Below are 25,955 nucleotides of genomic sequence, written 5' to 3' on the forward strand. Positions count from 1 at the left end.
AATATAAATAGGACTATATACTTGGAGGTTAGGGAGTGTATAAGCAGAAATCAGTAGGCACTGGGGTTCTTTTGGCATTGTTCTTAGGTGGGATAGGAGCACATCATTTTTATGTCGGAAAGTACATAAGGGGTACGCTATATCTTCTTTTTTGTTGGACGTATATACCGATTTTTCTGGGCTTTATTGACATATTTTTCATAAGACGCTGGGTGGAACAGTCGAATGCGGCTGCCCTGCTTGTAAAAATGGAAGAAATTAGAATGATTGAAGAGAATCCGCGAGAAACGTTTGAACCTGTTTCAGTTTCCACGATTCCTTTTTACAATGAAACTGACTTGATTTTACCTGAGTTTCAGTATTTGAAGACTCCGACGCACATCTTAGAAGAGATCGAGTGTATACGGCAGCCTGTACACAGGAACAGAAGCGGTATTTATATTGAAGTTTCAACTTATCATTCTGAGTTTGTTAAGCAGTCGCTGGCATATTCGCGGCGTGTCGGTAAGAAATGTTCCCATATTCCTTTAAAGGCTTATTACACTACATTTCAACATTTAGATGAAAGGCAAAAAGAATGGTATTTTTACTGGCGCTCTCAGGTGTTACAAGGGAACTATCCTAATACAGATTTAAGTTATATCTTCTTATTTGTTTATGAACTAATTAATTACAGCTTTAATCAAAATGCAGCATTTAATATTAGCATGCTTATGCGTTTGTATAAAAATTACAAAGAGCGGCATCCGAACCTAGAACATTACCTATTGAGATGGAAAGAAGATTTTTTACACGAAATTTATGCTTAAAGACAGTCGAAGACGAAAAATGGGAAGAATTATTAAAAAGTTTACCCAGTGAATACTCTTTGTTTGACATCTTTGGTTACCATAGAAAAGGTATGGATATTCCGCTCGATACATGGGAGTTTTGGGGTAAAGTACCTGTCGGAACGAATGTATACCAATTGGTTCCTGGGGTGCCGTAGCCTGACGGAGAGAACGAGGCTCTTCCTTATTAATATACAAGCTATTAAGAAATGAACACGAATGTTATCACATGGACCGTGATAAATATATAGAAATAAATGAATTAATTAAAGAGGCGATTATAAATTGAGAAACAACCAGAAGCCATATACGATTCACATGACGTTCGGTCAGGGGGATTTAGGGGAAATTATTGACGATTTAGCACGGCAAGTCGTTAGTAAAAACATGGGTGCTTTTCATGCAGGGAACCCACGTGTTAAAAAAAGCACGTCAATCGGACGGGCAATATAATAGATTTTACGGCTTTACAAGCATAGAGTAACCTGGTCCCTCTGGTCGATTGGCCAAAGGGCATTTTATTATGCGAATCGGAAAGTGAATACGAGGGAGAGTTTATAATGAGATATCCATCAAGTCAAGTAAAAGAAGGAAAAGCTGCCATCTATGTCCGTGTCAGTACGCTAAAGGAAGCACAAAAGGATAGCCCTGATCATCAAAAAAACGTATGTCTGGAAGTAGCGAGATGTCACGGTTTACAAGTGTATGAAGAGTTTATATATGAAGACAGAGATACAGGGACAAATATTGTAGATCGTCCCGCCATTCAACAGTTAGTACGTGATGCAAAGCGCGGGGCGTTCAACGTGATTATGTTCTCTTCCTTATCTCGATTTGCCCGCGATACTGCTGATGCACTTGATTTGAAACGTAAACTCGTGAATGCGCTGGGATTGCGTTTAGTATCGCTTGAAGAGAATTATGACTCCGATATTGACCAGGATGAATTAAAATTTACCATTGTTTCTGCTGTAAATCAAAAGATGAGTGAACAAATCAGCCATAGCTCGCGGCGGGGAATTCGGCAGTCCGCGCTAAAAGGGAATTTTACGGGAAGCATTCCGCCTTACGGATATAAAAAGCAGACGATAGCGGGGAAGAAAACACTAGTTCCTGACGAAAAAACAAAAGACATCGCTCGTTTGATTTTTACTCTTTATGTTTTGAATAAAATGGGTGAAAAAGAGATTGTAAATTATTTGAATGAGCGGGGAATCCCTTCACCAAAAGGTGGAATATGGGGAATTACAACAATCCAAAGGATATTGCAGAATGAAGCTTATGTGGGAAGAAATGTATTTTGTAAGTATGAGCAAAAGAAAGTATATACAAATATTGCTGATATGTCCCAACGTAAAAACAAGCTTGTTCAACGTGATAAAAAAGAGTGGGAATATGCACATAATCCTCATACACATGAAGCGATTATTGAAGAGGAGATGTTTACTAAAGCGCAGGAAATCCGCTTGCAGCGTGGCGGAGGAAAGCGCGGTGGAATTCGTAATCGGGTAAATGTATTTGCAGGGATGATTAAGTGCGCGCATTGTGGTTCATCGCTGGTGAGTATGAAAAGTAAAACAAGAAGCCAAAAAGAGTATCGCTATCTTATTTGTTCTAAGCGTAGACGCCAAGGACCAAAAGGGTGTGAAAATGATAGCTGGATTCCGTATGAGCGGTTCCGAGACGATTTGCTCGGCATGATTTCGAGTCGAATGAGATCGATAACATCGCCAGAAGAACTATTAGAAAGACATAAGTCTTCCATTCGAATTGATACAGTAAATACAGAAAAAAGACTAAAAGAAATCGAAGAACGTATTATTGTGAATCGAAAGCTATTGTCGGATTTGCGGCGTGAGAAGTTACTAGGAGAAATTGCAGAGGAACAGTATAAATTTGAAAAGGAACAGTGCGAAAAGAAAATTGACAAATTAGAATGGGAAAAGGCGCAGATAGAGCAAGAGATAAGCAAGAAAGATGACCTGTATTTACTATATGAAGAGGTCCAAGACGCACTGGACGAAATGCTGGATCTAGATTTTGAGAAGTTCGACGAGTTGCATTTAGTTGTAAAGAAGCTAATTGAAAGTATTACTGTAAACAAAGAGAAAGAGATACATGTAAAAACAATGTTTGGAATTGAATTGCAAGAGTTGGAAGAAGTAAATAAACAGGAGTATCAGGAAGTATAGAGGAAGCAATCTATGGCAAGCACTTGCAGATAAGGCGAGTGTTTGCTTTTTTGTTATCGTTAAGTATTCTATAATCAGGAAAAAGGTGATAAAGGAGAGAGTACATGATTTACCAGTGGAAAGTTGAGCTCACAGGAATACATCCGCCAATCTGGCGTCGATTTCAGACATTTGGCGATATTACGTTTGACCAGCTTCATAAAACACTACAAATCATCATGGGCTGGAAAGATTACCATTTGTATATGTTTGGCTTTCCTGACAAGATGATTCACATTCCTGACCCTGATTTTCCGAATGAGAGAATCAAAGAATTAGACGCAAGACAAGAAAAAATAAGCGTCCATGTTACAGAAGAGGGGCAGCATTTTATTTACTTATACGATTATGGTGATAATTGGGAGCATGAACTCGTTTTGGAAAGAATTGTAGAACAGGAGAAAGAGACATATCCAGTTTGTCTGGAAGGAGAACGTCACTGTCCGCCTGAAGATGTAGGCGGTGTGCCTGGTTATCTTGAGGTACTGGAGATTTTACAGAATAAAAGCCACCCCGAATATGAGCATACATTAATGTGGGTCGGTGGGCGGTTTAATCCCGAAGCTTTTATGAAAGAGAAAGTGAACCAACAATTGTGGCAGCAGGCAGTGAAACTAAATCCAAAACAAAAGCAGCAGCCGTATGGTCAAAAGAAAGGGAGCAAACTAACCGTTCCACAGTTAAGAAAACAACTGCAAAATCTGCCACAGGATGAACTCGTTCGGTTAGTCGTTGATTGTGTGAAAGCAAGTAAAGAAGCGAAGCATTTCTTCATGATTCAGCTGGCGGGAGAAGAGGCGTTGGAAGAAATGGCAGAAACGTATCGTAAAAAGATACGGGAGGAGTTTTTCCCAACACGCGGGGAACCGAAGCTGCGGTTATCTGAGACGAAAAAAGCGATACGTGAATTTGAAAAACTGTCGCAGAATAAACGATATACGATCGACTTGTATTTGTATTATGTAGAAATGGGTGTGGAATTTACAAACATATATGGTGACATAACAGCGGGTTTTTATAGTAGCTTGCTGTCGGTATATGATTCTGTTGCTAAAATGTTATATAAGGAAGGCAACGAGAAGTTGATACAAGAATTTGAACCGAGGATGCGGGCGATTGTAGAAGAGGCAGACGGAATCGGCTGGGGATTTCATGACACTCTTCAGGATATTTATGCGGAGCTCTTTGCTTAAACATACACAGATTGGGCGGCTGCTTCTTTTTTGTTTTCTTCAGCAGGTATAAAGGGTAAAAAGGTTGTAAAGAATAGAGATAGACAAACTACCTCTTTTGTGTGTTTCAAAACACGTCAGAAACGTCATGCAGAAACTGAACGTAAAAGGTCGTTCTCAAGCAGTTGTTGAACTTGTTCGTTTAGGTGAATTAAAAATTTAATCTCACCTTGAACGACAGCCCGCCTCATATGAGGGGGGTTTTTTATGTCATAAAATCTTACGTAAAACTTGACGTAAGTGCTATTCCTGCGTATCATTTTTTCAATATAACGAGGAAAGAATGACGGTGGGGGAGGAAAATGAAAGAACAATCCGGTTTTTTCGCACGTATCTCCCAACTGCTGGCTCGCGGAGTGGGAAAACAGCAAATGAATATGTTCTATGGACAGAGAGGAAGCGATTTACGCCAGGAAGCCTGGATGCGTTCCATTCTTAAGGAATCTCAGCGCCATTCTGCTTTCCTGCAAACCCCTCTGCGCGGACTAACTTATACGTCTTTAGATATTGAAACAACAGGCTTTCACCCTGAGCACGGTGATGAAATTCTTTCTATTGCGGCTGTACGCGTCAACGGAAACAGGCTGTTAGAAACAGAACGGTTTTCCACCTATGTTCATTCTACGATTCCCATCCCACCTCATATTACTGAATTAACAGGAATTACGGAAGAAGAGGTAGGGAATGCACCGCCACTGGATAAAGTGTTTGCTTCGCTTGAAGCTTTCATCGGCAGCAGTATTGTACTCGGATATTACATTGGCCATGAATTGAAATTTTTTAATCACTTTCTGTGGCGGACAGCCCGTCGCCGATTTGGGTATCGTACATTGGAGATGAAGAAAGTGGCTGAATGCTTGTATCCTGAGCTTGGTGCCTATGGAATGGAAGAAGTATTGGAGAAAGCGGGGATTCAAATTGAAAATCGTCATCATGCATTGAGCGACGCGCAGATGACGGCTAAACTGTGGATTGTTATGCAGGAGCAATTAGAGGCCGCTGGTGTAGAAACATTAGAACAGTTGTATGCTCATTTGGCAAACGGGCAAAGAAGGTAAAAAGAAGACAGTGTGTATAAGGGTTATTTTCTACACGCTGTCTTCTTTGTACCACTTGCCCACGATAAGGGTGGCATCATCGTCAATCCGTTTCATCTCCTGTACCAGACGTTTGAGCGTCTTCTCAGGAGAAAGGCCATTGGCTATAATGTACTCCCAATTATTAGGTAACTCAATTCCGTCAGAAAACAGGACAATGGTATCATCAGGATAAAAGGGAAGATACCGTTCTATAGCGCGAAAAGGGCGGCCATTGAGAAATCCTGGGTTTGAAATCAGATACTGTTTTTTGCGTTCCCGTGTTACCACCAGACAAGTAATATTTCCGATCCCTGCATAGGCAACCTGTTGATTGCGGTTATCAATCATGGCAATTCCCACTACGGAACCGCGAGAACCGTGGAGAGAACGGTTTCCTTCTTGAAGGAGACTGAGCGGGGTATTTCCAGCTTCGGCACGCTTCTCGATTTCGTCAATCATTTTTTGGGCCGCGTCTCTGGCATCAGGGCCGCTTCCTAACCCGTCTGCAATGCTGATCAACACCGTATCACCGTACGATTTGACAAAGTAACAATCCCCTGACGGTGTGTTGGGCTTTTTAGATGTATGATGGACACTGTACTGAAAAGAATACAAAGGAAAATCCTCCAGATCAATTCCTATTCCGAATTCTTCATATAGGCTTCTCTCATCTGCTGAAGTGTCTTGCGCAGAATACGGGAAACCTGCATTTGAGAGATGCCCAGTTTCTCACCAATTTGACGTTGTGACCATTCTTCATAATATACATAATGGATGACCTGACGCTGCTGCTCATCCAAATTTTCGAGCAGATCGGCCAAATCCATTTTGCGATCCACATCTAAAAAGCCCGGATCCTGCTCCGGAATCATATCCATCAGTATATGGGAATCCTGCTCTTGATTATCAGCTTTCATTGGGGTATCAAGGGAAAGAACATGGACATTTCCTTTATTCTCCATAATCTCCAACACTTTCTCTTCACTGACTTCAAGCCTTTTCGCGATTTCATCAATGCGAGGTGAACGCTGCAGCTCGATGGTTAATTCATCAATCGTCTTCTGCAGTCGGTATCCCATCTCTTTAATCGTCCGCGGTACACGGATGCTCCATGTTTTATCGCGGAGATAGTGTTTCATCTTACCGACAATGGTTGATATGGCATAGGCATCAAAATTATGGCTTACATCACTGTCAAATTTATCGATAGCACCTAATAAAGCGAGCATGCCCACTTGGTATAAATCGTCCACCAAATGAAAGTCGCGGGCCATTTTGGAAGCGAGTTTTCTTATTGTCGTCTGGTAGTTTTCAAGTATTTGCTCTAGTACTTCTTCTGAGCCGATTTCCTGGTACGTACGGACATATTCGGTAATGTCACGGTTGAATGATTTCCTGGTGGACGTTTGGCTCACTTTCGCTCACCTCATCCCTCTTGAGATATTTAGTTAGTGAAACTTTAACCCCCTTTTCTCCAGTGTCATACTCAATTTCATCCATGAGTGTTTTCATCAGGTAAATTCCCAGTCCGCCTACATCGATTTCATCGAGGCTTTTTCCGTGAAGTGAAGAAGCTTCTTTCTTCAGTTTCTTAGCGTCAAAGGCGGCCCCTTCGTCACTGACGATAATCTGCAGACGATCGACCTCAACATGAAAGTCAACGCTTATCTCACCAACTTCGCTGTTTTTATAAGCGTGGCTAACAACGTTGTTGCACGCTTCTGCCAACGCTACCTTAATATCCTCGATGTCGTTATATGTAAATCCCATCTGATAAGCCAGTCCGGAAACGGTTAAACGAATTACGCTTATATAATCGGCACGTGCCGGAACGTTTATCTTGACGTGGTCATTCAATTCTGGCATACGAATCCCCCCTGTAAAAATTACGCAATTGTTATATATTGATCGACGCCTGAGATTTGGAAGATCCGCTGGATTTTCTTAGGAACTTCCTCTAAAAACATCTCACCATTAATGATTTTGCGCAGCTTAAGTGCCGCTACAAAAACGCCAAGACCGGTACTATCCATGTAATGAAGGTTTTTCAAGTTAACTTTTAGCGTTCTGCTATCTTTTTCAGCGAGCGGGAGCAGGGTCTCACGTAGCCGGGGAGCAGAAGCCAGATCTAGATCACCATGAATGTATACGCAGATCTCTTTCTCTTTTTCCTCGGTTTCAACTAAGAAGGGAAGCTGGTTCATTATGTTCACCTCTACTATCAGTATATGTACACGATATTTTCCTTTACCTCGGAAGAGAGGAAACCAAACAAAAAGCTATGTGAAAAATCCAATTTACTTTTTACGAATCATAACAATCGTGTGGTCGTCATCTAACTGATAGTTTTTTTCATCAATGGCATGCTGATACATATGATTGACAATTTCCTGTGCAGGAAGCGACAAATCCGCGCTGGAGATAGCCTCGCGCAGAATGGAATTGTCATCCGGCTCATCGGAATCTTTTCGCTCGGTTACTCCATCTGTATACAATACTATGAAATCTCCGGATTCAAGCTGAATGGCTTTCTCCTCATATTTTACATTGGCGTCTACACCTAAAATCAGCCCTTTGGTATTCAAATCTTGAAATTTCTTCGATTTGGCTTGATAATAAAGCGCGGGTTCATGACCGGCGGAGGAGTAGGTAAGAATAGAGGTTAACGGGTCATAAATCGTATAAAACATTGTAACAAATAGGCTCGGATCGGCATTTTTTAATACTAGACGGTTCAAATAATCAAGAATCATATTGGCTGGTTTTACGTCATTTTCCAGTGTGTCCATCGCATACTTGATCATCGACATGCAAAGAGCAGCCGGAATCCCTTTGCCTGCGATATCCGCCACCAAAATACCTAACTTGTTTTTTCCGTGTTTTGTGTAGTAGTAGAAGTCACCAGACATCTCACGTGCAGGAGTGCTGATAAAACCGACCTCCAGGTCATGGAATCCATGCTCGAACGTGTGTGGATACAATTTTTTTTGCATAGAAATGGCAACATTAATTTCGCTTTCCAACTGTTTTTTCTTTAGACGCAGGCTTTGCCGCTCTTGATACGCCATGCCAAATGATACCATGATTTCCATCAAAAACTGAAAAGAACGTTCCCATTCCCTTGGCAAAATATATCCGTTTTCTTTCATGATGTTGATGTGAAGGGCTAGAATATCTTCTGGTGGAATATCTTTTTCGATGAGCGATTTACTAAGTTGCTGACCGGCATACAGTTGATGTTCACCGGGATTTCGCAGATAGTGGAGCATGATTTTTTTATAATACTCCTTCACTTGTTTCAAAAAATGCCCTCCTTCCTTACTGGGCTATATCGTTTGTTGGTTAGAAAAGCTTCCATTTCACCGCCGTAACTAGCGTTCCCTTGCCTTCGCTGGATTCAATTGAGAATTCATCCATCAGGCGCTTTACGCCCGGCAGTCCGGCCCCTAATCCGCCGGAAGTAGAATATCCATCCTCAAGTGCTTTCATTACATCTTTAATCCCTGGTCCATTGTCGCGAGATATTATTTTGATACCTACCTTGTCACCTTCATAAACAGGAGAAACCTCAATCTCACCCTGCTTGGCGTATAGATAGATGTTGCGAGCTAATTCAGAAATAGCAGTAGTAATTCGTGCCTGGTCCACTTCTCCGAATCCGAGGGATTTAGCGAGATCTCGCCCGCTTTGTCGGGCAACAACGATATCCCACTCGTTATAAACATGAATGCTAGGATTGTTGTCCACCTTTATCCCTCCAATAACTGCTTCAATTTTTCCAGGCCCTGTTCTAAATTCATTGCGGTTTTAATATTGCGGAAGCTAATGCCTAAATCGATAAGTGTAATGCTGACCGCCGGTTGAATCCCGGTAAAGACGACTTGGCAGCCTAGCAATTCGGACATCTTGACGACATCGCCCAGCACACGGGCAATATAGCTATCAATCATCTGTACGGAGGTAAGGTCGATCACAACCCCTGTTGATCCTGTTTTATGAATCATATTCAGCAGGTCTTGCTGGAATTGAACAGCTGTTTTATCATCGAGTTCAATTTGGATAGAAACAAGCAGATAGTTTCCGAGTTTTAATATTGGGATTCTCATCGTAGCATCTACCCCCTTAATTGATCTCCTTAATTTCTTTTCCTGTTCTAGCGAGAGCTACGCGAAGGCCCTGGCTCATAGAGCTTAATGTGGTAAGCATGTCCATATCAATACCTAAGCTGATCATTGTTTGCGCAATTTCAGGTCTGATGCCTACTACAATGCATTCAGCGCCGATGAGATGAATAGCTTCCGCCGCTTTGACGATATGCCGCGCTACCATCGTATTCACTTCAGCCACTCCCGTAATATCAATCAATACTACTTTGCTTTCGTTTTTAATGGCTCCGTAGAGAAGGTTTTGCGTAATTAATTCTGCGCGATCCGTGTCAATAGCTCCAACAATCGGCATAACTGTAATATTTTCTAATAAAGGAATCAGTGGGGCTGATAATTCCATTATAGCCGAACGCTGCGCCAGCAGCTTATTTTTCCAGGAAATGGAGTAAATGTCATGGATAAAGGTAATCAGATGCAAGAAGAATCGATCCATTTCTTTTATTAAGGGGAGTATGAAAGCAGGATGCTGTTTAACCTCTTCCGTTTCCAACAGTATGTCCCGAATGAGATAGAAGGGTTGAATGACTTCAGAAACAGGGATATCCGCTTCCATACACGGTGGAACATAACGGTAGCAGGACTGTTCGATATTGTTTATTGCCTTTTCACGTTCTTTTTCCTTATCCGAGAAGAAATTGGAAAGGTGAAGAAGAAAGCCATCCTGTGTCATATGATTAATGAATGTTTCAATCGTCTGACTGTGTGAGGAAGGAACAGCAGACCTCCTTTCCCGCCACAGTTTTTCGATTTCATCGGTATTTTCTTGAATAAATTGTTGAGAAGTTTTTTTAAACATAGTAGCACTCCTATCTTCGAATTGTGCCTTTTGATATATCGTTTGCTTTGCTGCGCAACGGTATATGCTGTAATACAAACCTTCCCACTTTATCTTAACATAGTTCTCAGGCAGAAAAATACGGGTAATGAACATCAGAAAAACAACATAGATGGGAGGAAGAATTTCTTCTCCCGCCATCCTTCGGCATGACTCATTTACATTGTCTTTGAATCTATGCGCAAATGTATTGCTGTTTCATATACTATCTGAAAAACTTCCGTGCTATTCGAATACCGTGGGGACAAGGTGAGGCAGCAGGCGCTTGACCGTTCGCTATAGAAAGCGTATCGTTTTTGAGCAGGAGGACCGATTGTACTCCATTGCGTTTATCACTCCTCTTTGGATAGAATATAATGCGCTTTACCACCCCATCCAAAGGATTAAACTTAAAATAAAGAGGAAAGGTTACGCTCAGGGATTGTGAAATTCGAATCTTGTATTTCATAGATGAAATCCCCAAGATAAAAGAGAACGACTGAGAGAAGGAAGCGACTAGGAGAATGAAACAAGGAATAGGAATTATTGATTCAGGCGTCGGCGGACTGACAGTGGCTAAGGAAGTGCTGCGCCAGCTGCCGCGCGAAGCGATTTATTATTTCGGAGATACGGCCCGGTGTCCCTATGGTCCAAGGCCTGCTGAAGAAGTGCGGGCGTTCTCGCTTCAGATGATCGAATTTCTGCTGAAGAAGAACATCAAAGCGTTAATGATCGGATGCAACACTGCAGCTGCTGTGGTCCTGCAGGAAGTGAGTGAATGGCTCGATATCCCGGTTATTGGAGTTATCGAGCCGGGTGCCCGTACCGCTATTAAGGAAACGAAGACGGGGCGTGTGGCCGTCATCGGAACGGAAGGAACGATTCGCAGCGGTGCGTACGTCAGCGCACTAAAAAAACTAAATCCGCAGATTCAAGTTGTAAGTCTGGCCTGCCCTTCGCTTGTTCCTCTGGTGGAAAGCGGGAGGCTGCATGATAGGGAAGGGCTTGAGGTCGTGCGTGAAGCGCTGCGTCCGCTTGCGGAAGAAACATTTGATACGTTAATTCTCGGTTGTACGCATTATCCGCTTATTGCTCACTTCATCCAGAAAGTTGTAGGGCCTAATGTTAAGCTTATTAGCTCTGCGGAAGAATCAGCCCGGGAATTAAGCGCAATGCTTTCGTTTCGACGCATGCTCGCAAATGGGGGGGACATCGTTAATCCGCAGCACCGTTTTTTTGCAAGCGGCAATCCCGAGTTATTTATGTCCATCGCGGAAGAATGGCTCCATATTAAAGTCTGTGCTCATCAAATCAACTTAGAAGGAGAGAGAAAATAAAATCTGGACAAAGCATGTATAAATCCTGTTCAGGCTCGTATACATAGTAGTACAAAATGAGCCTGAGGAGGGGAAGCTATGGCACGCAGGTTATTTTTGCTAAGTGCCTTTATGGGTCTTTTATTCGTGCTAAGCGGTTGTGGACTGTTTGGCCCGAAGGATGCACCAAGCAATGGAGAAATTGATCCGCCTCGCTTGCAATCACAACCGGCGGCAGGAAGCGATAAGGTGAACGAACTGTCGGCCGACCAGAGCAAAAAAGCGGACAAACCGGTTAGTATGCACAAGGTGTATGTGCTTGACACAGACGGTTTTGTTGTGCCCTGGGAGATAGAACTGCCAAAGTCTGAGGGCATGGCCAAGCAAGTGCTGAATTACATGGTACAGGGAAGTGAAGCAGAGAAATCGCTGCCTCCGGGTTTCCGTGCTGTTCTTCCTAAGGGAACGAAAGTGCTCGGTATGACAATCAAAGACGGAGTAGCAACAGTAGATTTTTCGCCGGAGTTTAAGAAATATAAAGCGGAAGACGAGCAAAAAATTCTAGATGCTGTAACCTGGGCACTGACAGAGTTTGATGCTGTAAAAGAGGTAAATATCTGGATTAACGGACATCCGCAGGAAGTCATGCCGGTTAAAGGAACCCCGATCTCCCATCTAAGTCGTGAGAATGGTATTAATATGGAACTGTCTGATGCTGTTAAGCCTGGTCAGGCTATGCCGGTAACCTTGTATTTCCAGAATCAAGTATCTGACAATCTAACGTATTTTGTTCCGGTAACCCGTTTGATTCCGGAAACGGATAACAAAGGGCTGGCGGTTGTTAAACAATTGATTGAAGGGCCTAAACAGGGATCGCCGCTTTTCTCTGCCCTGCTTCCCTCTATGAATGTGAAAAGCGTAAAACAGCAAAAGGACATTATGATAGTCGATTTTGATAATAAAATTCTTTCTTATAATCAGGGGCAGGCAAGCCCGGATGCGCTCGAATCCGTAGTGCTGTCTCTTACAGATAATTCCAGCGCGCAGAAGGTGCAGATTATGGTGGATGGCAAGAATACGGTTAAGGCGGGCGCTATTGACTATACAAAGCCGGTGACTCGTTCGATGATTACGGACAGCCAGGCGTACTAAGGCGAGAGAAAGAGTGGGGGGTCCCCACTCTTTCTCTATCACGACAGCCGGGCAGACGGATAGTACATGTTCCATGACGGGTTGTGCTATAATAAGCCAGAAATGACAAGTGGGAGGGAATGGCATGAGAATCGATGGACGGGAATACGATCAGATTCGACCGGTCACCATTACCATGGATTATATAAAGCATGCGGAAGGTTCTGTTTTAATAGAAGTCGGAGCAACAAAAGTCATCTGTACGGCAACGGTAGAAGAGAAAGTTCCTCCGTTTATGCGCGGACAGGGTCGTGGCTGGGTGACGGCCGAATATTCTATGCTGCCCCGCGCTACGGAGACCCGCAACATACGTGAATCCAGCCGCGGCAAGGTAAGCGGCAGAACGCAGGAGATTCAACGTCTTATCGGACGTGCGCTTCGTTCCGTGGTAGACTTAGAGGCGCTCGGAGAACGTACAATCTGGCTTGATTGCGATGTAATCCAGGCAGACGGAGGGACCCGCACGGCTTCCATTACCGGCGCGTATGTAGCCATGGTATCGGCGATGGGCAAGCTGGTGGAGAAACAGACTATATCAAGGCTTCCTGTGACTGATTTTCTTGCGGCTGTAAGTGTGGGCATTCTTGAAGAAAAAGCGCATCTTGACCTATGCTATGCTGAGGATTCGCAAGCGAAAGTGGATATGAATATTGTGATGACAGGCCAGGGGAAATATGTTGAAATACAGGGTACAGGGGAAGAAGCGCCGTTTAGTCCAGAAGAACTCCAGGAATTGCTTGCATCCGGCAAAAAAGGCATTACGGACTTAATCGCTGTGCAAAAACAAGTGCTGGGTGTACTCGGTGAAGGGATCGGAAATATGCTTAAGGAGAAAACGAAGAATGTCTAAGCACACTTTTCCATGGAAACGCATCGTCCTGGCTACGAAGAACAAAGGAAAAGTCCGTGAGTTCAGCCGCATGTTTAAAGGGTTTGATGTGGAAATTGTGACTATTGCAGATTTGCCGGATATGCCTGACGTGGTGGAAGACGGGGAGACGTTTGAGGAAAACGCGCGCAAGAAGGCCGAAGCAATCTCACATGCGACCGGCCTTCCGGCGCTGGCGGACGATTCGGGGCTTGAAGTGGATGCACTGGGTGGAAAACCCGGCGTATATTCGGCCCGTTTCGCCGGGCCAAACGCCACTGATAGTCAGAATAATGCCAAGCTAATAGCATTGATGCAGGATATTCCGGAAGCAGAGCGCAAGGCCCGTTTTGTTTGTGTACTGGCGCTTGCGATTCCGGGCGGCGAGACGCTGTTTGCGCGGGGTACATGTGAGGGACGCATCGTGCTTGAGTCGAAAGGAGAGAATGGTTTTGGATATGATCCTCATTTTTTCCTGCCGGACAGGCAGCAGACGATGGCCGAGCTTGCGCCGGAAGAGAAGAATCGGATAAGTCACCGGGGTGAGGCGGTAAGGAAGTTAGAAAACGTACTACGGGAGCGTTTTTTATGAAATTGATAGTGGTAAGTGACACGCATGGAAGCACGGAGCATTTGCCGGCGATTCTGGCACGTCATTCCCACGAGGCTGCCTTTCACTGTGGAGACTTCTGTTATCCACGCGGGCAAGCGCCTGAATTTACTTATGTAAGGGGCAACTGTGACAGCGACATGGACACGCCTGAAGAGAAAGTCACCGAGCTAGGTCCCCTGCGGATTTTTCAAACGCACGGACACATATACGGAGTGAAGCAGAGCGCAATGCGCCTGCGTTACCGTGCCATGGAAGTCGGGGCAAACCTTGTTCTGTTTGGCCATACCCACGAAATCACCGCCATCTGCGAGAACGATATTTTATATGTCAATCCCGGCAGCCTTTTGCTGCCTCGATCGTATTTTTCAGCGACTTATGCACTGCTTACTGCGGAACAAAACGAGGAGGGGGTACGGGTAGAAGTCTCTTTTTATTCGCCGGAAGGAAAGGAACAGCCCGGCCTGAGTCGTACCTTTATGCTGCCGCCTGCCGTTTCTAAATAATAAATGTGGTTCAACCGCGTAGTAGAGAGGTGGAATGGAGGATGCCACAGAACAATAAGGAAAACGTAATTTTGTTTCCGGGGTTCGTGGAAGAGAATTTGCGGCAGGCAAGAGAAGCGTCCGAGGAAGAGCGGTATGATCAAGCGCTTGAGTATGTACAGGAGATTTTGCGCCTTGCGCCGGAGCATACGGAAGCGTTCCTTGCTGCGGCAGATATTCTTATCCGGGCTGGTCGCCTGGAGGAAGCGCTTCCGCTCGTCGCGCAAATATGGGAAGAGCAGAGCGGGAATATTGCGGAGACATTTCACACCTATCTTGGGCTTCTTCTGAAGCTAGAAGAGTTCGAAAGAATCCGGCAGTTGTTAGAACAAGCGACAATGATAAAGGAATTAACGCCTTTTATGCATGAGATTCAGGCGATTCAGGAGACATTTCAAATAGTAGAGACCCAGAAAGAGCAGTGGGAAGAGGAAGACCGCTTCTCACGTCAGACCGCTCTGCAAAAGGCAGAAATGGATCCTGCTTATGTCTTGCGCCTGTATGAAAAGCTGGAGGGCGGAACATTCGAAGAGCAGCTCGGGGCGCTTGAACAGCTTAAATACATACCTTCACCGGAAACCGTTTCGGTGTTAAAAGAATATATGATGCTTGTCTACCCTGATCCCATGCTGAAAACATTTGCGCTTCGGGCATTGAAGCGAATGGGGGAAACGGGCCGGGTCTTTCTTTATAAATTCGGCCAGAAGTTTGAGACGGTGATTGAACAGGTACCTCTGCACGATGAAGAAATGCCGGACGGCGAACGCAAAGTGCTGGAGTGCCTGTCCCGTGTTGCCTATCAGCAGGACGCCTCGTTTGTTTCATTTGCCTTTCAATTATGGATGGAATACTTATTTGCCATTTATCCGCTCCATCCGCCTGTCGATGCTCCTGAGGAATGGGCGGCGGCTTTGCATTACAGCGTAACCAGACTCCTGCGCATGGAACAGAATGAACGCGAGGTTGCCGAATTGTATCATGTTTCTCTTCCTTTAATTAAGCGGAATTACCAGACGCTGACGGAAGTGCTGCATCTGGACGCCCGATCGCCAGAATAAGTAATAATTTCCTTTTTTCTGCATTTTGTGGCGTAATTCATTGCTGCCCCTTTTTCTTGGCTAGTTTTCCTTGCAGGGAAGCAACACTGTCCATTCCGTTTCAGAAAAAGCAGCCAATTGTCTCCCTCTTCGTGCTGCCCAGATGTTTTGGATGCGCTGAAATTCGGACAGCCACGGACAGTGATACATCTATGCAACGGAAAACCAAACGAAGAAAAAGGAAGTGATTCTATGTAGAGTTGAAAAGCAATTTGATTATGATATAATGAAATGGTTATAATGGCAGATGTAACACAACATACATAGTGTGGATTTTTATAGGAACACGTGTATTGGTTTATAGATCTTTAGGAGGGGAAAGTTTAAATGAAGGCAACTTGGGAAAAGTTAGAGAATAACCAGGGCGTACTAACGATCGAAGTCGAAGAAGCCCGCGTAGATCAAGCAATCGATCAGGCGTTTGCAAAAGTCGTTAAGAAAGTAAACGTTCCCGGATTCCGTAAAGGTAAAGTGCCGCGCAAGATTTTCGAAGCGCGTTTTGGGGTGGAATCCTTATATCAAGACGCACTGGACATTATCCTGCCGGAAGCTTACACCGAGGCTGTTCAGGAGACAGGCATTGAACCTGTTGACCGTCCGGAAGTGGACGTGGAACAAATAGGCAAAGGCCAGCCGCTCGTTTTCAAAGCGACAGTAACGGTAAAACCGGAAGTAAAACTGGGCGACTACAAAGGTCTGACAGTAGAGGAGAAAGATTTCACTGTAACTGACGAAGCGGTAGAAGAAGAGCTGAAACAGATGCAAAACCGCAGCGCTGAGCTTGTTGTGCTTGAAGACGGTGCTGCTATTGAAAAAGGCGACTACGCTATTATTGATTTCAAAGGCTTCGTAGACGGTGAAGCATTTGAAGGCGGCGAAGCAGAGAACTATCAGCTCGAAATCGGATCCGGCACATTCATCCCGGGCTTCGAAGACCAAATTATCGGTCTGAAGAAAGGCGATGAAAAAGACATAGAAGTTACATTCCCGGAAGATTACCATGCTGCAGAGCTGGCGGGCAAACCGGCTGTATTTAAAGTAAAAGTAAATGAAATCAAGCGCAAAAACCTTCCTGAGCTGGATGACGAGTTCGCAAAAGACGTAAGCGAATTCGATACGCTTGACGAATTGAAAGCTGATATCAAGAATAAGCTGGAAGAAAAAGCGAAAACAGACGCTGAGAATTACAAGAAAGAATCTTTAATCGAAAAAGCGACTGAGAATGCGGAAATCAATCTGCCTGAAGTAATGGTTGAAAACGAAGTTAACCACATGGTGAACGATTTCGCACAGCGTCTGCAGTACCAGGGTATGAATCTGGACTTGTACTACCAATTCACCGGCCTTGATGAAGAGAAGCTTCGCGAGCAGTTCCAACCGGATGCTGAGAAGCGCGTCCGCACAACATTGGTGCTTGAAGCGATTGGAAAGGCGGAAAATGTGGAAGTAACAGATGAGGACGTAAATAACGAGCTTGAAGAACTGTCCAAGCAATACAATCGTCCGGTTGAAGAGCTTCGCAAAATCTTTGAAGGTCGCGATAACTTGGAAAGCCTTAAAAACGATATCCGCATTCGCAAAACGATTGACCTGCTTGTCGAGAACAGCAAATGATGTCATAATAACAACAACTAGTAACAAGGCACGAATATTCGTGCCTTGTTTTTCCAAACCAAAATACATACCGGGTTGTGAAGGGAGGATTATTGCGTTATGAGTGTTATACCTTATGTTGTGGAAAGTACAAATCGGGGGGAGCGCGCGTATGATATTTACTCCCGTCTATTGAAAGACCGCATCATCATGCTGGGATCTGAGATCGATGACCAGGTAGCCAATGCGGTTGTAGCGCAGCTGTTGTTTCTGGCTGCTGAGGATCCGGACAAGGACATACACTTATACATAAATTCTCCCGGAGGCTCAATTACAGCAGGCATGGCTATCTATGATACCATGCAATTCATAAAGCCCGACGTGTCGACAATCTGTATCGGCATGGCTGCCAGTATGGGTTCGTTCCTGCTGATGGCCGGGGCCAAGGGTAAGCGGTACGCGCTGCCTCACAGCGAAGTAATGATTCATCAGCCGCTCGGAGGAGTCCGGGGACAGGCGGCGGATATCAAAATCCATGCCGAATGGATTCTGAGAACCAAAGAAAAGATTAATCAAATCTATGCTGAGCGTACAGGTCAACCGCTTGATAAAATTGAGCGCGACACGGACCGCGACCGATTTATGGATGCCCTTGAGGCCAAAGAATACGGGTTAATTGACGAAGTCATCACTCGTAATGATCAAAAGTAAGGGGTGATTTCATGTTTAAATTCAATGATGAAAAAGGCCAACTCAAGTGCTCGTTCTGCGGCAAGACTCAGGATCAAGTGCGCAAACTTGTGGCTGGTCCCGGAGTATACATTTGTGATGAGTGCATCGAGCTGTGTACGGAGATTGTGGAAGAGGAATTAGGCACAGAGGAAGAAATCGATCTGAAAGAAATTCCGAAGCCGCATGAAATCCGTGCATTCCTTGACGATTATGTTATCGGACAGGAAGCGGCCAAAAAATCGCTTTCCGTTGCGGTCTATAACCACTACAAGCGCATTAATACAGGCTCAAAAATCGACGATGTAGAATTGGCCAAGAGTAATATCCTGATGCTTGGACCGACGGGAAGCGGGAAAACGCTGCTTGCCCAGACTATGGCTCGCATTCTAAATGTACCGTTCGCTATTGCGGATGCTACATCTCTAACCGAAGCGGGATATGTAGGGGAAGACGTCGAAAATATTCTGCTTAAACTGATTCAGGCTGCCGATTACGATGTAGAGAAGGCTGAGCGCGGCATTATCTATATCGATGAAATCGACAAGGTGGCGCGTAAGTCGGAGAATCCGTCTATCACTCGTGATGTATCCGGTGAAGGCGTACAGCAGGCGCTGCTTAAAATTCTTGAAGGGACGGTTGCCAGCGTACCACCGCAAGGGGGACGGAAGCATCCGCATCAGGAATTTATCCAAATCGATACGTCCAATATTCTGTTTATTGTAGGCGGAGCGTTTGACGGTATTGAGTCGCTTATCAAACGTCGTGTCGGCAAGAAGGTCATCGGTTTCGGCACCGATATAGAGACAGGCACAAGGGATTTGAAGTCAGGTGAATTCTTGCAAAAAGTATTGCCCGAAGACCTTCTCAAGTTTGGATTGATTCCGGAGTTTGTTGGTCGTCTGCCGGTCATTACGACGCTTGAGCCGCTGGATGAAGATGCGTTAATCCGAATCCTGACTGAGCCGAAGAATGCGCTTGTTAAACAATATCAGAAGCTGCTTGAAATGGATGATGCAGAGCTTGTATTTACAGACGGCGCGCTGCGCGAAATCGCTAAAGAAGCGATTAAACGCAACACCGGTGCCCGCGGCTTGCGCTCCATCATTGAAGGCATCATGCTTGATATCATGTTTGACCTGCCGTCCCGCGACGACATTGTCAAGTGTGTTATCACGGAAGAGACCGTTAAGCAAAAAGGCAACCCGGAGCTTTATACCAAGCAGGGCAAGCTCGTTAACGATAACAAAAAACCTGAAAGTGCGTAATGTATTTCTCAAAGGCCATCGGAGTTTTCCGGTGGCTTTTTTGCTTTAATTGTGCATGTTTATGTTGTTTTTTCTTAGCTGGTTTTCCTTTGCAGGGAAGCAACACTGTCCATTCCGTTTCAGAAAGACGGGCAAGTTCAAACCATTTCGGAAATATGGAGCGGGCATGATAACTTCTTCGCAGAAAACACAGACGTATTTTCCCCCCTGCGCCGCCTTATCTCAAATTTTTATTTATGCAACTCCTCACTTCGTTTTCCTGTGCCTCATTTTTCGTTTATTCCCCCACCTTCTAGGCAATAATACACGTAGAAAACAAGAGGTGCTGGCTTTTCACTTCTCATACATAGGAGGGACATATGAACTGGACATTACTACTTACGCTGATTCAAGTTTTTTTTGCCGTTATCATCGGCATGTACTTCATGAGCCTGCTGAAAAATCAGCGCAGCAGCCGCACATATGTAGACCGTGAATCAAGAAAAGAAATGGAACAACTGCGTAAGATGCGTTCCGTTTCCTTATCTGAGCCGCTCTCTGAAAAAACCCGTCCTGCTACGTTAAGCGACATCGTTGGACAGGAAGACGGGATCCGTGCTCTTCGCGCCGCATTATGCGGACCCAATCCACAGCACGTGATTGTCTACGGTCCCCCCGGGGTCGGTAAAACGGCAGCAGCCCGCGTTATCTTAGAGGAAGCCAAAAAGCAAACGGCCTCGCCATTCAACGAACACTCACTGTTTACTGAGATTGACGCTACGACCGCGCGCTTTGACGAACGCGGTATTGCCGATCCGTTGATTGGTTCTGTACACGATCCAATTTATCAGGGGGCAGGCGCTATGGGCCAGGCCGGTATTCCTCAGCCGAAGCCTGGGGCAGTTACAAAAGCGCATGGGGGCATCTTGTTTATTGATGAAATTGGGGAGTTGCATCCGATTCAGCTCAACAAACTGTTGAAAGTGCTTGAGGACCGTAAAGTGTTTCTTGAAAGCGCCTATTATAGTGAAGAAAATCAGCAAATTCCGAAACATATTCACGACATTTTTCAGAACGGATTACCTGCTGATTTCCGCCTTGTCGGGGCTACCACGCGTACGCCGGATGAGCTGCCGCCCGCACTTCGTTCGCGATGCCTTGAAATTTTCTTTCGTCCGCTTGTCCCTTCTGAAGTGTACAAAATTGCGAAAAACGCTGCGGAAAAAATAAAGATGGAAATAGAAGAGAGCGCCGTCGAACTTTTAACCCGTTATGCTACCAATGGGAGGGAAGCGGTAAATATGGTGCAGATTGCGGCTGGAATTGCTATTACGGAGCAGCGCAAGAACATCGCCCGAACAGATATCGAGTGGGTGGTCAACAGCAGCCAGAAGTCGCCCCGACCGGACAGAAAAGTGCTGGGAGGCTCTTTCGTCGGACTGGTTAACGGATTGGCCGTCTATGGTCCAAACATGGGAGCGCTGCTTGAAATTGAAGTTACCGCAGCAAAAGCACCTGCACCGGGAACGGGCACTGTTACGATTACCGGCGTTGTCGATGAAGAGGAGATGGGAGGCAAAGGGAGAACGCTGCGCCGCAAATCTATGGCGCGAGGATCGCTTGAAAACGTGCTAACAGTGTTGCGCCTGCAGGGTATAAATACCCTGGATTATACGCTGCATGTTAATTTTCCGGGAGGAGTGCCCATTGACGGCCCATCTGCCGGAATCGCGATGGCAACGGCTATCTATTCTGCCATTACAAAGCAGCCGATCGATAATTATGTAGCCATGACAGGCGAGTTGAGCATTCACGGTACAGTTAAGCCGGTTGGTGGCGTAGTTGCCAAAGTGGAGGCCGCACGCTTTGCAGGGGTCAAAAAGGTGTTGGTGCCGAAAGAAAACTGGCAGGAAATTTTCAGACAGGTGGAAGGCATTCAGGTGATTGCGGTCGAGCGATTGGATGAAGTACTGCATCATGCCACTCTGCCACAAAACGAAGAGGAAGCCCAGCCACTTCCGGCCGCTTTGCGCCAGGCAGCCGAAATATTAAATCCTTCTCCTACTTCCATTTAGAAAAAACGCTTTCCTGTGCTTCAGGATTAGACAACGAACAGCAGTTAAGCTAAAATGAAGTGAAGACAACCTTGTATTTGGTACAACTTTCTTGCCAATACTACAGGGATTTGGAGGTAGAAAAGATGGGAACAAACGAAAAAGAGAGACAAATCCCTCTTCTCCCATTGCGAGGATTGTTGGTATTTCCGGGTATGGTTTTGCATCTTGATGTAGGACGTGCCAAATCGGTAAAAGCGCTGGAAAAAGCGATGGTAGACGATAACCTCATTCTTCTATCTACACAGGAGGAAGTACATATTGAGGAACCAGAAAAGGAGCAAATTTTTACGATTGGTACCGTGGCCAAAGTAAAGCAAATGCTCAAGCTGCCAAATGGAACGATTCGCGTGCTTATAGAAGGGGTCAGCCGCGCAAAGATAGAAGATTATCTGCAGGAAGACGAGTATTTTGAAGCTCAGATTTCCTACCTGGATGAAGATCAGGAACGAAGTCCTGAAATTGAAGCGCTTATGCGCACCGTACTTGCCAATTTTGAGCAGTACATCAATTTATCTAAGAAGATTATTCCGGAGACGTTCGCCTCTGTTTCCGATATTACCGAGCCGGGTCGACTGGCAGACATTATCACTTCCCATCTGCCGCTTAAAATTCGCGACAAGCAGGACATTCTCGAAACCATTGATGTTAAAGCACGCTTGGAAAAGTTGCTTGGCATTCTGAACAATGAACGTGAAGTGCTGGAGCTGGAGCGAAAAATCGGGCAGCGCGTGAAAAAGCAGATGGAAAAAACGCAGAAAGAGTATTATCTGCGTGAACAGATGAAGGCCATTCAGAAAGAGCTCGGCGATAAAGAAGGACGCGCAGGAGAAGTAGAAGACTTGCGCAAAAAGCTTGCGGAAGCGAATCCTCCCGCCAATATTGTTGAAAAAGTGGAACGTGAGCTCGAACGACTCGAGAAAACACCGCCGACCAGCGCAGAAGGTAACGTTATCCGCACTTATATCGATTGGTTAATCGCGTTGCCGTGGACGAAGCGGACAGAGGATAACCTTGATTTGCACCATGCGGAGCGTGTGCTCGATGAAGACCACTTCGGTCTTGAAAAAGCCAAAGAGCGTGTACTGGAATATTTGGCTGTTCAGAAATTGGTCAATAAGCTGAAAGGACCCATTCTCTGCCTGGTAGGACCGCCGGGCGTCGGTAAGACGTCGCTGGCCCAGTCGGTAGCGCGGGCATTGAATCGCAAATTTGTCCGCATTTCTCTTGGTGGTGTGCGCGATGAAGCGGAAATTCGGGGGCATCGCCGCACTTATGTAGGCGCAATGCCGGGACGGATTATTCAGGGTATGAAAACCGCTGGCACGGTAAATCCGGTATTCCTGCTTGATGAGATTGACAAGATGTCTATGGATTTCCGGGGAGATCCGGGGGCTGCGCTGCTTGAGGTTCTTGATCCGAATCAGAATGATACGTTTAGCGATCATTATATCGAGGAACCATACGATCTGTCTTCAGTTATGTTCATTACAACGGCCAACGCGGTACATACCATTCCACGACCGCTGCTTGATCGTATGGAAATGTTGTACATTCCGGGATATACAGAAATTGAAAAGCTGAAAATCTGTCAGGATTACCTGCTTCCGAAACAGATGAAAGAGCATGGTTTAGGACGTGATCGTCTGCAGGTTCAGGAGGAAGCATTGCTAAAGGTGGTTCGCCAGTATACCCGCGAAGCCGGTGTCCGTAACCTGAACCGGATGATGGAGACAATCTGCCGCAAAGCGGCGCGCATGATCGTAGCCGGAACGAAAAAGCGGGTCGTCGTCACGGTGAAAACGCTCGAAGACATGCTGGGTAAACCAAAATTCCGGTACGGTATGGCCGAAGAAGAGGACCAGGTAGGTGCAGTGACTGGTCTTGCCTGGACGGAAGCGGGCGGTGATACGCTGACGATTGAAGTGTCCGTCGTACCCGGGAAAGGCAAACTTACTCTAACCGGAAAGCTGGGCGATGTAATGAAAGAATCCGCGCAGGCGGCATTTAGTTATATTCGTTCCCGCTCAAAAGAGCTTGATATTGACCCGGAATTCCATGAGAAATTCGATATTCATATTCACGTACCGGAAGGCGCCATTCCAAAAGATGGTCCGTCTGCAGGTATTACGATGGCGACCGCGCTTGTGTCTGCACTGACAGGAGTTCCGGTGTCTCGCGAGGTTGGTATGACAGGCGAGATTACCCTGCGGGGCCGGGTACTTCCTATCGGGGGATTGAAGGAGAAGGCACTGGCCGCACACCGCGCCGGACTTACAACTGTCATCATGCCGAAAGACAACGAAAAGGATATTGAAGACATTCCAGAAAGCGTGCGTCGTGATATGAAATTTATCCCGGTGGAACACCTCGATCAAGTATTGAGCGTAGCGCTGATGAAGGTGGCCAGAATATGAAAGTAACGCAGGCCGAATTTGTCATCAGTGCAGTTTCCTCCAAACAGTATCCGGAAGGCTCCCTGCCAGAATTTGCGTTGGCAGGGCGTTCTAATGTAGGCAAATCTTCCTTTATCAATAAAATGATTAACCGGAAGAATCTGGCCCGTACTTCCTCTAAACCGGGAAAAACGCAGACACTTAATTATTATCTGATCAATAAAGAACTGTATTTTGTTGATTTGCCGGGATATGGCTACGCCAAAGTATCCAAAGCGGAAAAAGCAAAGTGGGGTAGGATGATGGAGGAATACCTCCAGACGAGAGAACAATTGAAGGCAGTTCTTCATGTGATAGACTTACGGCACAAGCCAACGAACGACGACCAGGGAATGTTCGAGTATTTAAAGCATTATGGTATTCCCGTGATTGTCGTAGCTACAAAAGCCGATAAAATTCCGCGCGGCAAATGGCAAAAGCACGCCAAAGAAATTCGGGCCGTGCTTGGCATGGACAAAGAGGATCCGATGGTTCTATTCTCAGCTGAAACGGGTCAGGGTAAAGAAGAGGCCTGGTCCGCTATTTGGGCAAAGATTCATGAGGCCCGCCTGGCAGAAGCGGTACCTGATCCGGAGCCTGTGGAAGAAAACGAGCATAAATGAGAGAAAGGGGCCCCCATTCACCGAAGGGGGTCCCTTTCTACGTTCATTGCTGCTTCTGAGAGGATTTTAGTTTCATTCCGCAGTGCGGACAGTATACCGCAGCAGCCGTGATAGAACTTGTTTGATTGACTCATACAGTTCCTCTATATCTCAATTTCCTCGCTTGCGAAGGACAAGGCTGAAGCTAGAAGGATGTTTTTCGTTTTTTTACCCAGGACATCACCTGTTCGGGCTGAAGCTCTGCCAGAATCATACCGATAAAAATAAATAAACAACCGATTAGCGCCCGTCCTCCGAGAATTTCTTCATTAAATAGATACGCGGTGGCTGCCGCAAACACCGGTTCCATTGCGAAAATCAGCGCAACCCGTGTCGCCGTCGTAAAGCGCTGGCATTCGGTTTGTGCCAGAAACGCCAGTGCTGTCGCAGGTACGGCGGTAATCAACAGTGCCCAGTACACGGTCGGTGTGGCGAGTGTTTTCCATGTCAGTGTCGTCTGCCAGTCCTCAAAGAAGAAAGCGGCCCCTCCGCTTAATACCGCTACCGTAAGAATTTGCACGAACGCCAGTGCCAGCGAAGGAAACTGGGGCGCATAACGTCCGGTAAAGATGATTTGTAGCGCAAAAGAAATTGCACAGAGGAAGACAAGCACATCGCCCTCGTTGACGTTTATCGTATCTCCAAGCGTTAAGAGATACAATCCGACAGTAGCAAGCATAACACCGATAACGGCAGGCGGTTTGGGCCTTTGCTTTAGAATCAAAAGGGCAAAGACGGGCACGAGCACGACCGACAATCCGGTAATGAATCCTGCTTTCGACGAGCTCGTATAGAGCAGGCCGATCGTCTGAAATGCATAGCCGCAGAACAACCAGATCCCCAAAATCATTCCTGCTATGACCAGCTTTCCGTTCATCTTATGTAATTGCGGACGGTAAAATAACAACAAAAACAATAGCAGGAATACCGAAGCCAGCAAAAAACGCACACCGTTAAATGTGAGTGGGGGCAGTGTGGCAATGGCGTTCTGCACAACAACGAATGTCGCTCCCCAGACGAGTGCCACCAGTAATAAAATTCCATCCGCTATCATAGATTTTCTCAACTTGTTCTCACCCTTTCTCTCTGTAAGGCATCTATATTCTATAAAAATTTCTAATTATATACAGATAATCTTTATTATAACGAAAAGCAAGAGATGAACAATAGATAAAATTTTCTGTTAATGAAAAGAT

The 25,955-nt window shown here is 45.5% G+C and carries 26 protein-coding genes and 1 pseudogene; 18 read left to right on the forward strand and 9 right to left on the reverse strand.

The genetic code is table 11. The features are described from left to right. Positions 1-35: 35 nt before the first annotated feature. The 6 genes and pseudogenes from ADA01nite_RS02235 to ADA01nite_RS02255 all read left to right on the forward strand — a co-directional run bounded on the left by ADA01nite_RS02235 (position 36) and on the right by ADA01nite_RS02255 (position 5,351). Positions 36-809 (forward strand): TerB N-terminal domain-containing protein, encoded by a 774-nt coding sequence (locus tag ADA01nite_RS02235; RefSeq protein ID WP_146808274.1) that lies wholly within the window; start codon positions 36-38, stop codon positions 807-809. Positions 810-1,115: 306 nt separating this feature from the next. Continuing rightward, on the forward strand, positions 1,116-1,283 hold the full coding sequence (locus ADA01nite_RS21875) for a hypothetical protein (protein WP_170230093.1): 168 nt from the start codon (positions 1,116-1,118) through the stop codon (positions 1,281-1,283). 107 nt (positions 1,284-1,390) lie between these two features. After that, positions 1,391-3,022, forward strand: coding sequence for a recombinase family protein (locus ADA01nite_RS02240; protein ID WP_146808275.1), 1,632 nt, complete (start codon positions 1,391-1,393; stop codon positions 3,020-3,022). A 104-nt stretch (positions 3,023-3,126) separates the two neighbouring features. Beyond that, the gene (locus ADA01nite_RS02245) at positions 3,127-4,254 is read left to right on the forward strand and encodes a DUF6155 family protein (protein ID WP_146808276.1); all 1,128 of its coding nucleotides are present in this window, start codon (positions 3,127-3,129) and stop codon (positions 4,252-4,254) included. Positions 4,255-4,357: 103 nt separating this feature from the next. After that, positions 4,358-4,456, forward strand: a pseudogene (locus tag ADA01nite_RS02250) (LuxR C-terminal-related transcriptional regulator); the annotation flags it as partial. 139 nt (positions 4,457-4,595) lie between these two features. After that, positions 4,596-5,351: an exonuclease domain-containing protein gene (locus tag ADA01nite_RS02255; protein ID WP_146808277.1), complete on the forward strand. Its 756-nt coding sequence runs from the start codon at positions 4,596-4,598 to the stop codon at positions 5,349-5,351. 30 nt (positions 5,352-5,381) lie between these two features. On the opposite strand, the gene ADA01nite_RS02260 is transcribed toward ADA01nite_RS02255, so the two are convergent. From ADA01nite_RS02260 to ADA01nite_RS02295, 8 genes are all read right to left on the reverse strand, one after another. Beyond that, entirely contained in the window at positions 5,382-5,987 is a 606-nt protein-coding gene (locus tag ADA01nite_RS02260; protein ID WP_170230095.1) for a SpoIIE family protein phosphatase, read from the reverse strand. 23 nt (positions 5,988-6,010) lie between these two features. Next, entirely contained in the window at positions 6,011-6,787 is a 777-nt protein-coding gene (locus ADA01nite_RS02265) for a sigma-70 family RNA polymerase sigma factor (RefSeq protein WP_146808279.1), read from the reverse strand. Then, complete coding sequence (rsbW, locus tag ADA01nite_RS02270; protein ID WP_146808280.1) at positions 6,750-7,238, reverse strand: anti-sigma B factor RsbW; 489 nt, start codon at positions 7,236-7,238, stop codon at positions 6,750-6,752. The genes ADA01nite_RS02265 and rsbW overlap by 38 nt, the downstream gene beginning before the upstream one ends. A gap of 20 nt (positions 7,239-7,258) precedes the next feature. Then, a complete protein-coding gene (locus ADA01nite_RS02275) occupies positions 7,259-7,576 on the reverse strand; it encodes an STAS domain-containing protein (RefSeq protein ID WP_146808281.1) in 318 nt (105 codons plus the stop codon). A 93-nt stretch (positions 7,577-7,669) separates the two neighbouring features. Next, complete coding sequence (locus ADA01nite_RS02280; RefSeq protein ID WP_246147192.1) at positions 7,670-8,665, reverse strand: PP2C family protein-serine/threonine phosphatase; 996 nt, start codon at positions 8,663-8,665, stop codon at positions 7,670-7,672. A 49-nt stretch (positions 8,666-8,714) separates the two neighbouring features. Further along, on the reverse strand, positions 8,715-9,119 hold the full coding sequence (locus tag ADA01nite_RS02285; RefSeq protein WP_146808283.1) for an anti-sigma regulatory factor: 405 nt from the start codon (positions 9,117-9,119) through the stop codon (positions 8,715-8,717). Between the two features lie 2 nt (positions 9,120-9,121). Beyond that, complete coding sequence (locus ADA01nite_RS02290; RefSeq protein ID WP_146808284.1) at positions 9,122-9,478, reverse strand: STAS domain-containing protein; 357 nt, start codon at positions 9,476-9,478, stop codon at positions 9,122-9,124. Positions 9,479-9,494: 16 nt separating this feature from the next. Further along, positions 9,495-10,334 carry an STAS domain-containing protein gene (locus tag ADA01nite_RS02295; RefSeq protein ID WP_170230097.1) on the reverse strand — a complete coding sequence of 280 codons (840 nt, stop codon included), beginning with the start codon at positions 10,332-10,334 and terminating at the stop codon, positions 9,495-9,497. 542 nt (positions 10,335-10,876) lie between these two features. Here ADA01nite_RS02295 and racE point away from each other — a divergent pair. The 12 genes from racE (at position 10,877) to yihA (ending at position 24,720) form a co-directional block, all read left to right on the forward strand. After that, positions 10,877-11,689, forward strand: coding sequence for a glutamate racemase (gene racE / locus ADA01nite_RS02300; protein ID WP_146808286.1), 813 nt, complete (start codon positions 10,877-10,879; stop codon positions 11,687-11,689). Between the two features lie 78 nt (positions 11,690-11,767). After that, entirely contained in the window at positions 11,768-12,820 is a 1,053-nt protein-coding gene (locus ADA01nite_RS02305) for a GerMN domain-containing protein (protein WP_146808287.1), read from the forward strand. 124 nt (positions 12,821-12,944) lie between these two features. Continuing rightward, positions 12,945-13,709 (forward strand): ribonuclease PH, encoded by a 765-nt coding sequence (gene rph / locus ADA01nite_RS02310; RefSeq protein ID WP_146808288.1) that lies wholly within the window; start codon positions 12,945-12,947, stop codon positions 13,707-13,709. Then, positions 13,702-14,319, forward strand: coding sequence for an XTP/dITP diphosphatase (locus ADA01nite_RS02315; protein WP_146808289.1), 618 nt, complete (start codon positions 13,702-13,704; stop codon positions 14,317-14,319). The genes rph and ADA01nite_RS02315 overlap by 8 nt, the downstream gene beginning before the upstream one ends. Further along, positions 14,316-14,843, forward strand: coding sequence for a metallophosphoesterase (locus ADA01nite_RS02320; RefSeq protein ID WP_146808290.1), 528 nt, complete (start codon positions 14,316-14,318; stop codon positions 14,841-14,843). Before ADA01nite_RS02315 ends, ADA01nite_RS02320 begins: the two co-directional genes overlap by 4 nt. 41 nt (positions 14,844-14,884) lie before the next feature. After that, on the forward strand, positions 14,885-15,940 hold the full coding sequence (locus tag ADA01nite_RS02325) for a tetratricopeptide repeat protein (protein ID WP_146808291.1): 1,056 nt from the start codon (positions 14,885-14,887) through the stop codon (positions 15,938-15,940). Positions 15,941-16,306: 366 nt separating this feature from the next. After that, positions 16,307-17,593, forward strand: coding sequence for a trigger factor (tig, locus tag ADA01nite_RS02330; protein WP_146808292.1), 1,287 nt, complete (start codon positions 16,307-16,309; stop codon positions 17,591-17,593). 99 nt (positions 17,594-17,692) lie between these two features. Continuing rightward, positions 17,693-18,283, forward strand: a complete 591-nt coding sequence (gene clpP, locus ADA01nite_RS02335) for an ATP-dependent Clp endopeptidase proteolytic subunit ClpP (RefSeq protein WP_146808293.1) — start codon at positions 17,693-17,695, stop codon at positions 18,281-18,283. A gap of 11 nt (positions 18,284-18,294) precedes the next feature. After that, the gene (gene clpX / locus ADA01nite_RS02340) at positions 18,295-19,569 is read left to right on the forward strand and encodes an ATP-dependent protease ATP-binding subunit ClpX (protein WP_146808294.1); all 1,275 of its coding nucleotides are present in this window, start codon (positions 18,295-18,297) and stop codon (positions 19,567-19,569) included. A gap of 359 nt (positions 19,570-19,928) precedes the next feature. Beyond that, on the forward strand, positions 19,929-21,623 hold the full coding sequence (gene lonB / locus ADA01nite_RS02345; RefSeq protein WP_146808295.1) for an ATP-dependent protease LonB: 1,695 nt from the start codon (positions 19,929-19,931) through the stop codon (positions 21,621-21,623). 125 nt (positions 21,624-21,748) lie between these two features. Beyond that, positions 21,749-24,079: an endopeptidase La gene (lon, locus tag ADA01nite_RS02350; protein ID WP_146808296.1), complete on the forward strand. Its 2,331-nt coding sequence runs from the start codon at positions 21,749-21,751 to the stop codon at positions 24,077-24,079. After that, positions 24,076-24,720 carry a ribosome biogenesis GTP-binding protein YihA/YsxC gene (gene yihA, locus ADA01nite_RS02355; RefSeq protein ID WP_146808297.1) on the forward strand — a complete coding sequence of 215 codons (645 nt, stop codon included), beginning with the start codon at positions 24,076-24,078 and terminating at the stop codon, positions 24,718-24,720. Before lon ends, yihA begins: the two co-directional genes overlap by 4 nt. Before the next feature lie 184 nt (positions 24,721-24,904). On the opposite strand, the gene ADA01nite_RS02360 is transcribed toward yihA, so the two are convergent. After that, positions 24,905-25,825 carry a DMT family transporter gene (locus ADA01nite_RS02360; protein WP_146808298.1) on the reverse strand — a complete coding sequence of 307 codons (921 nt, stop codon included), beginning with the start codon at positions 25,823-25,825 and terminating at the stop codon, positions 24,905-24,907. Positions 25,826-25,955: the final 130 nt, after the last annotated feature.

Origin of the sequence: Aneurinibacillus danicus (assembly GCF_007991215.1) — a bacterium.
GTDB lineage: Bacteria > Bacillota > Bacilli > Aneurinibacillales > Aneurinibacillaceae > Aneurinibacillus > Aneurinibacillus danicus.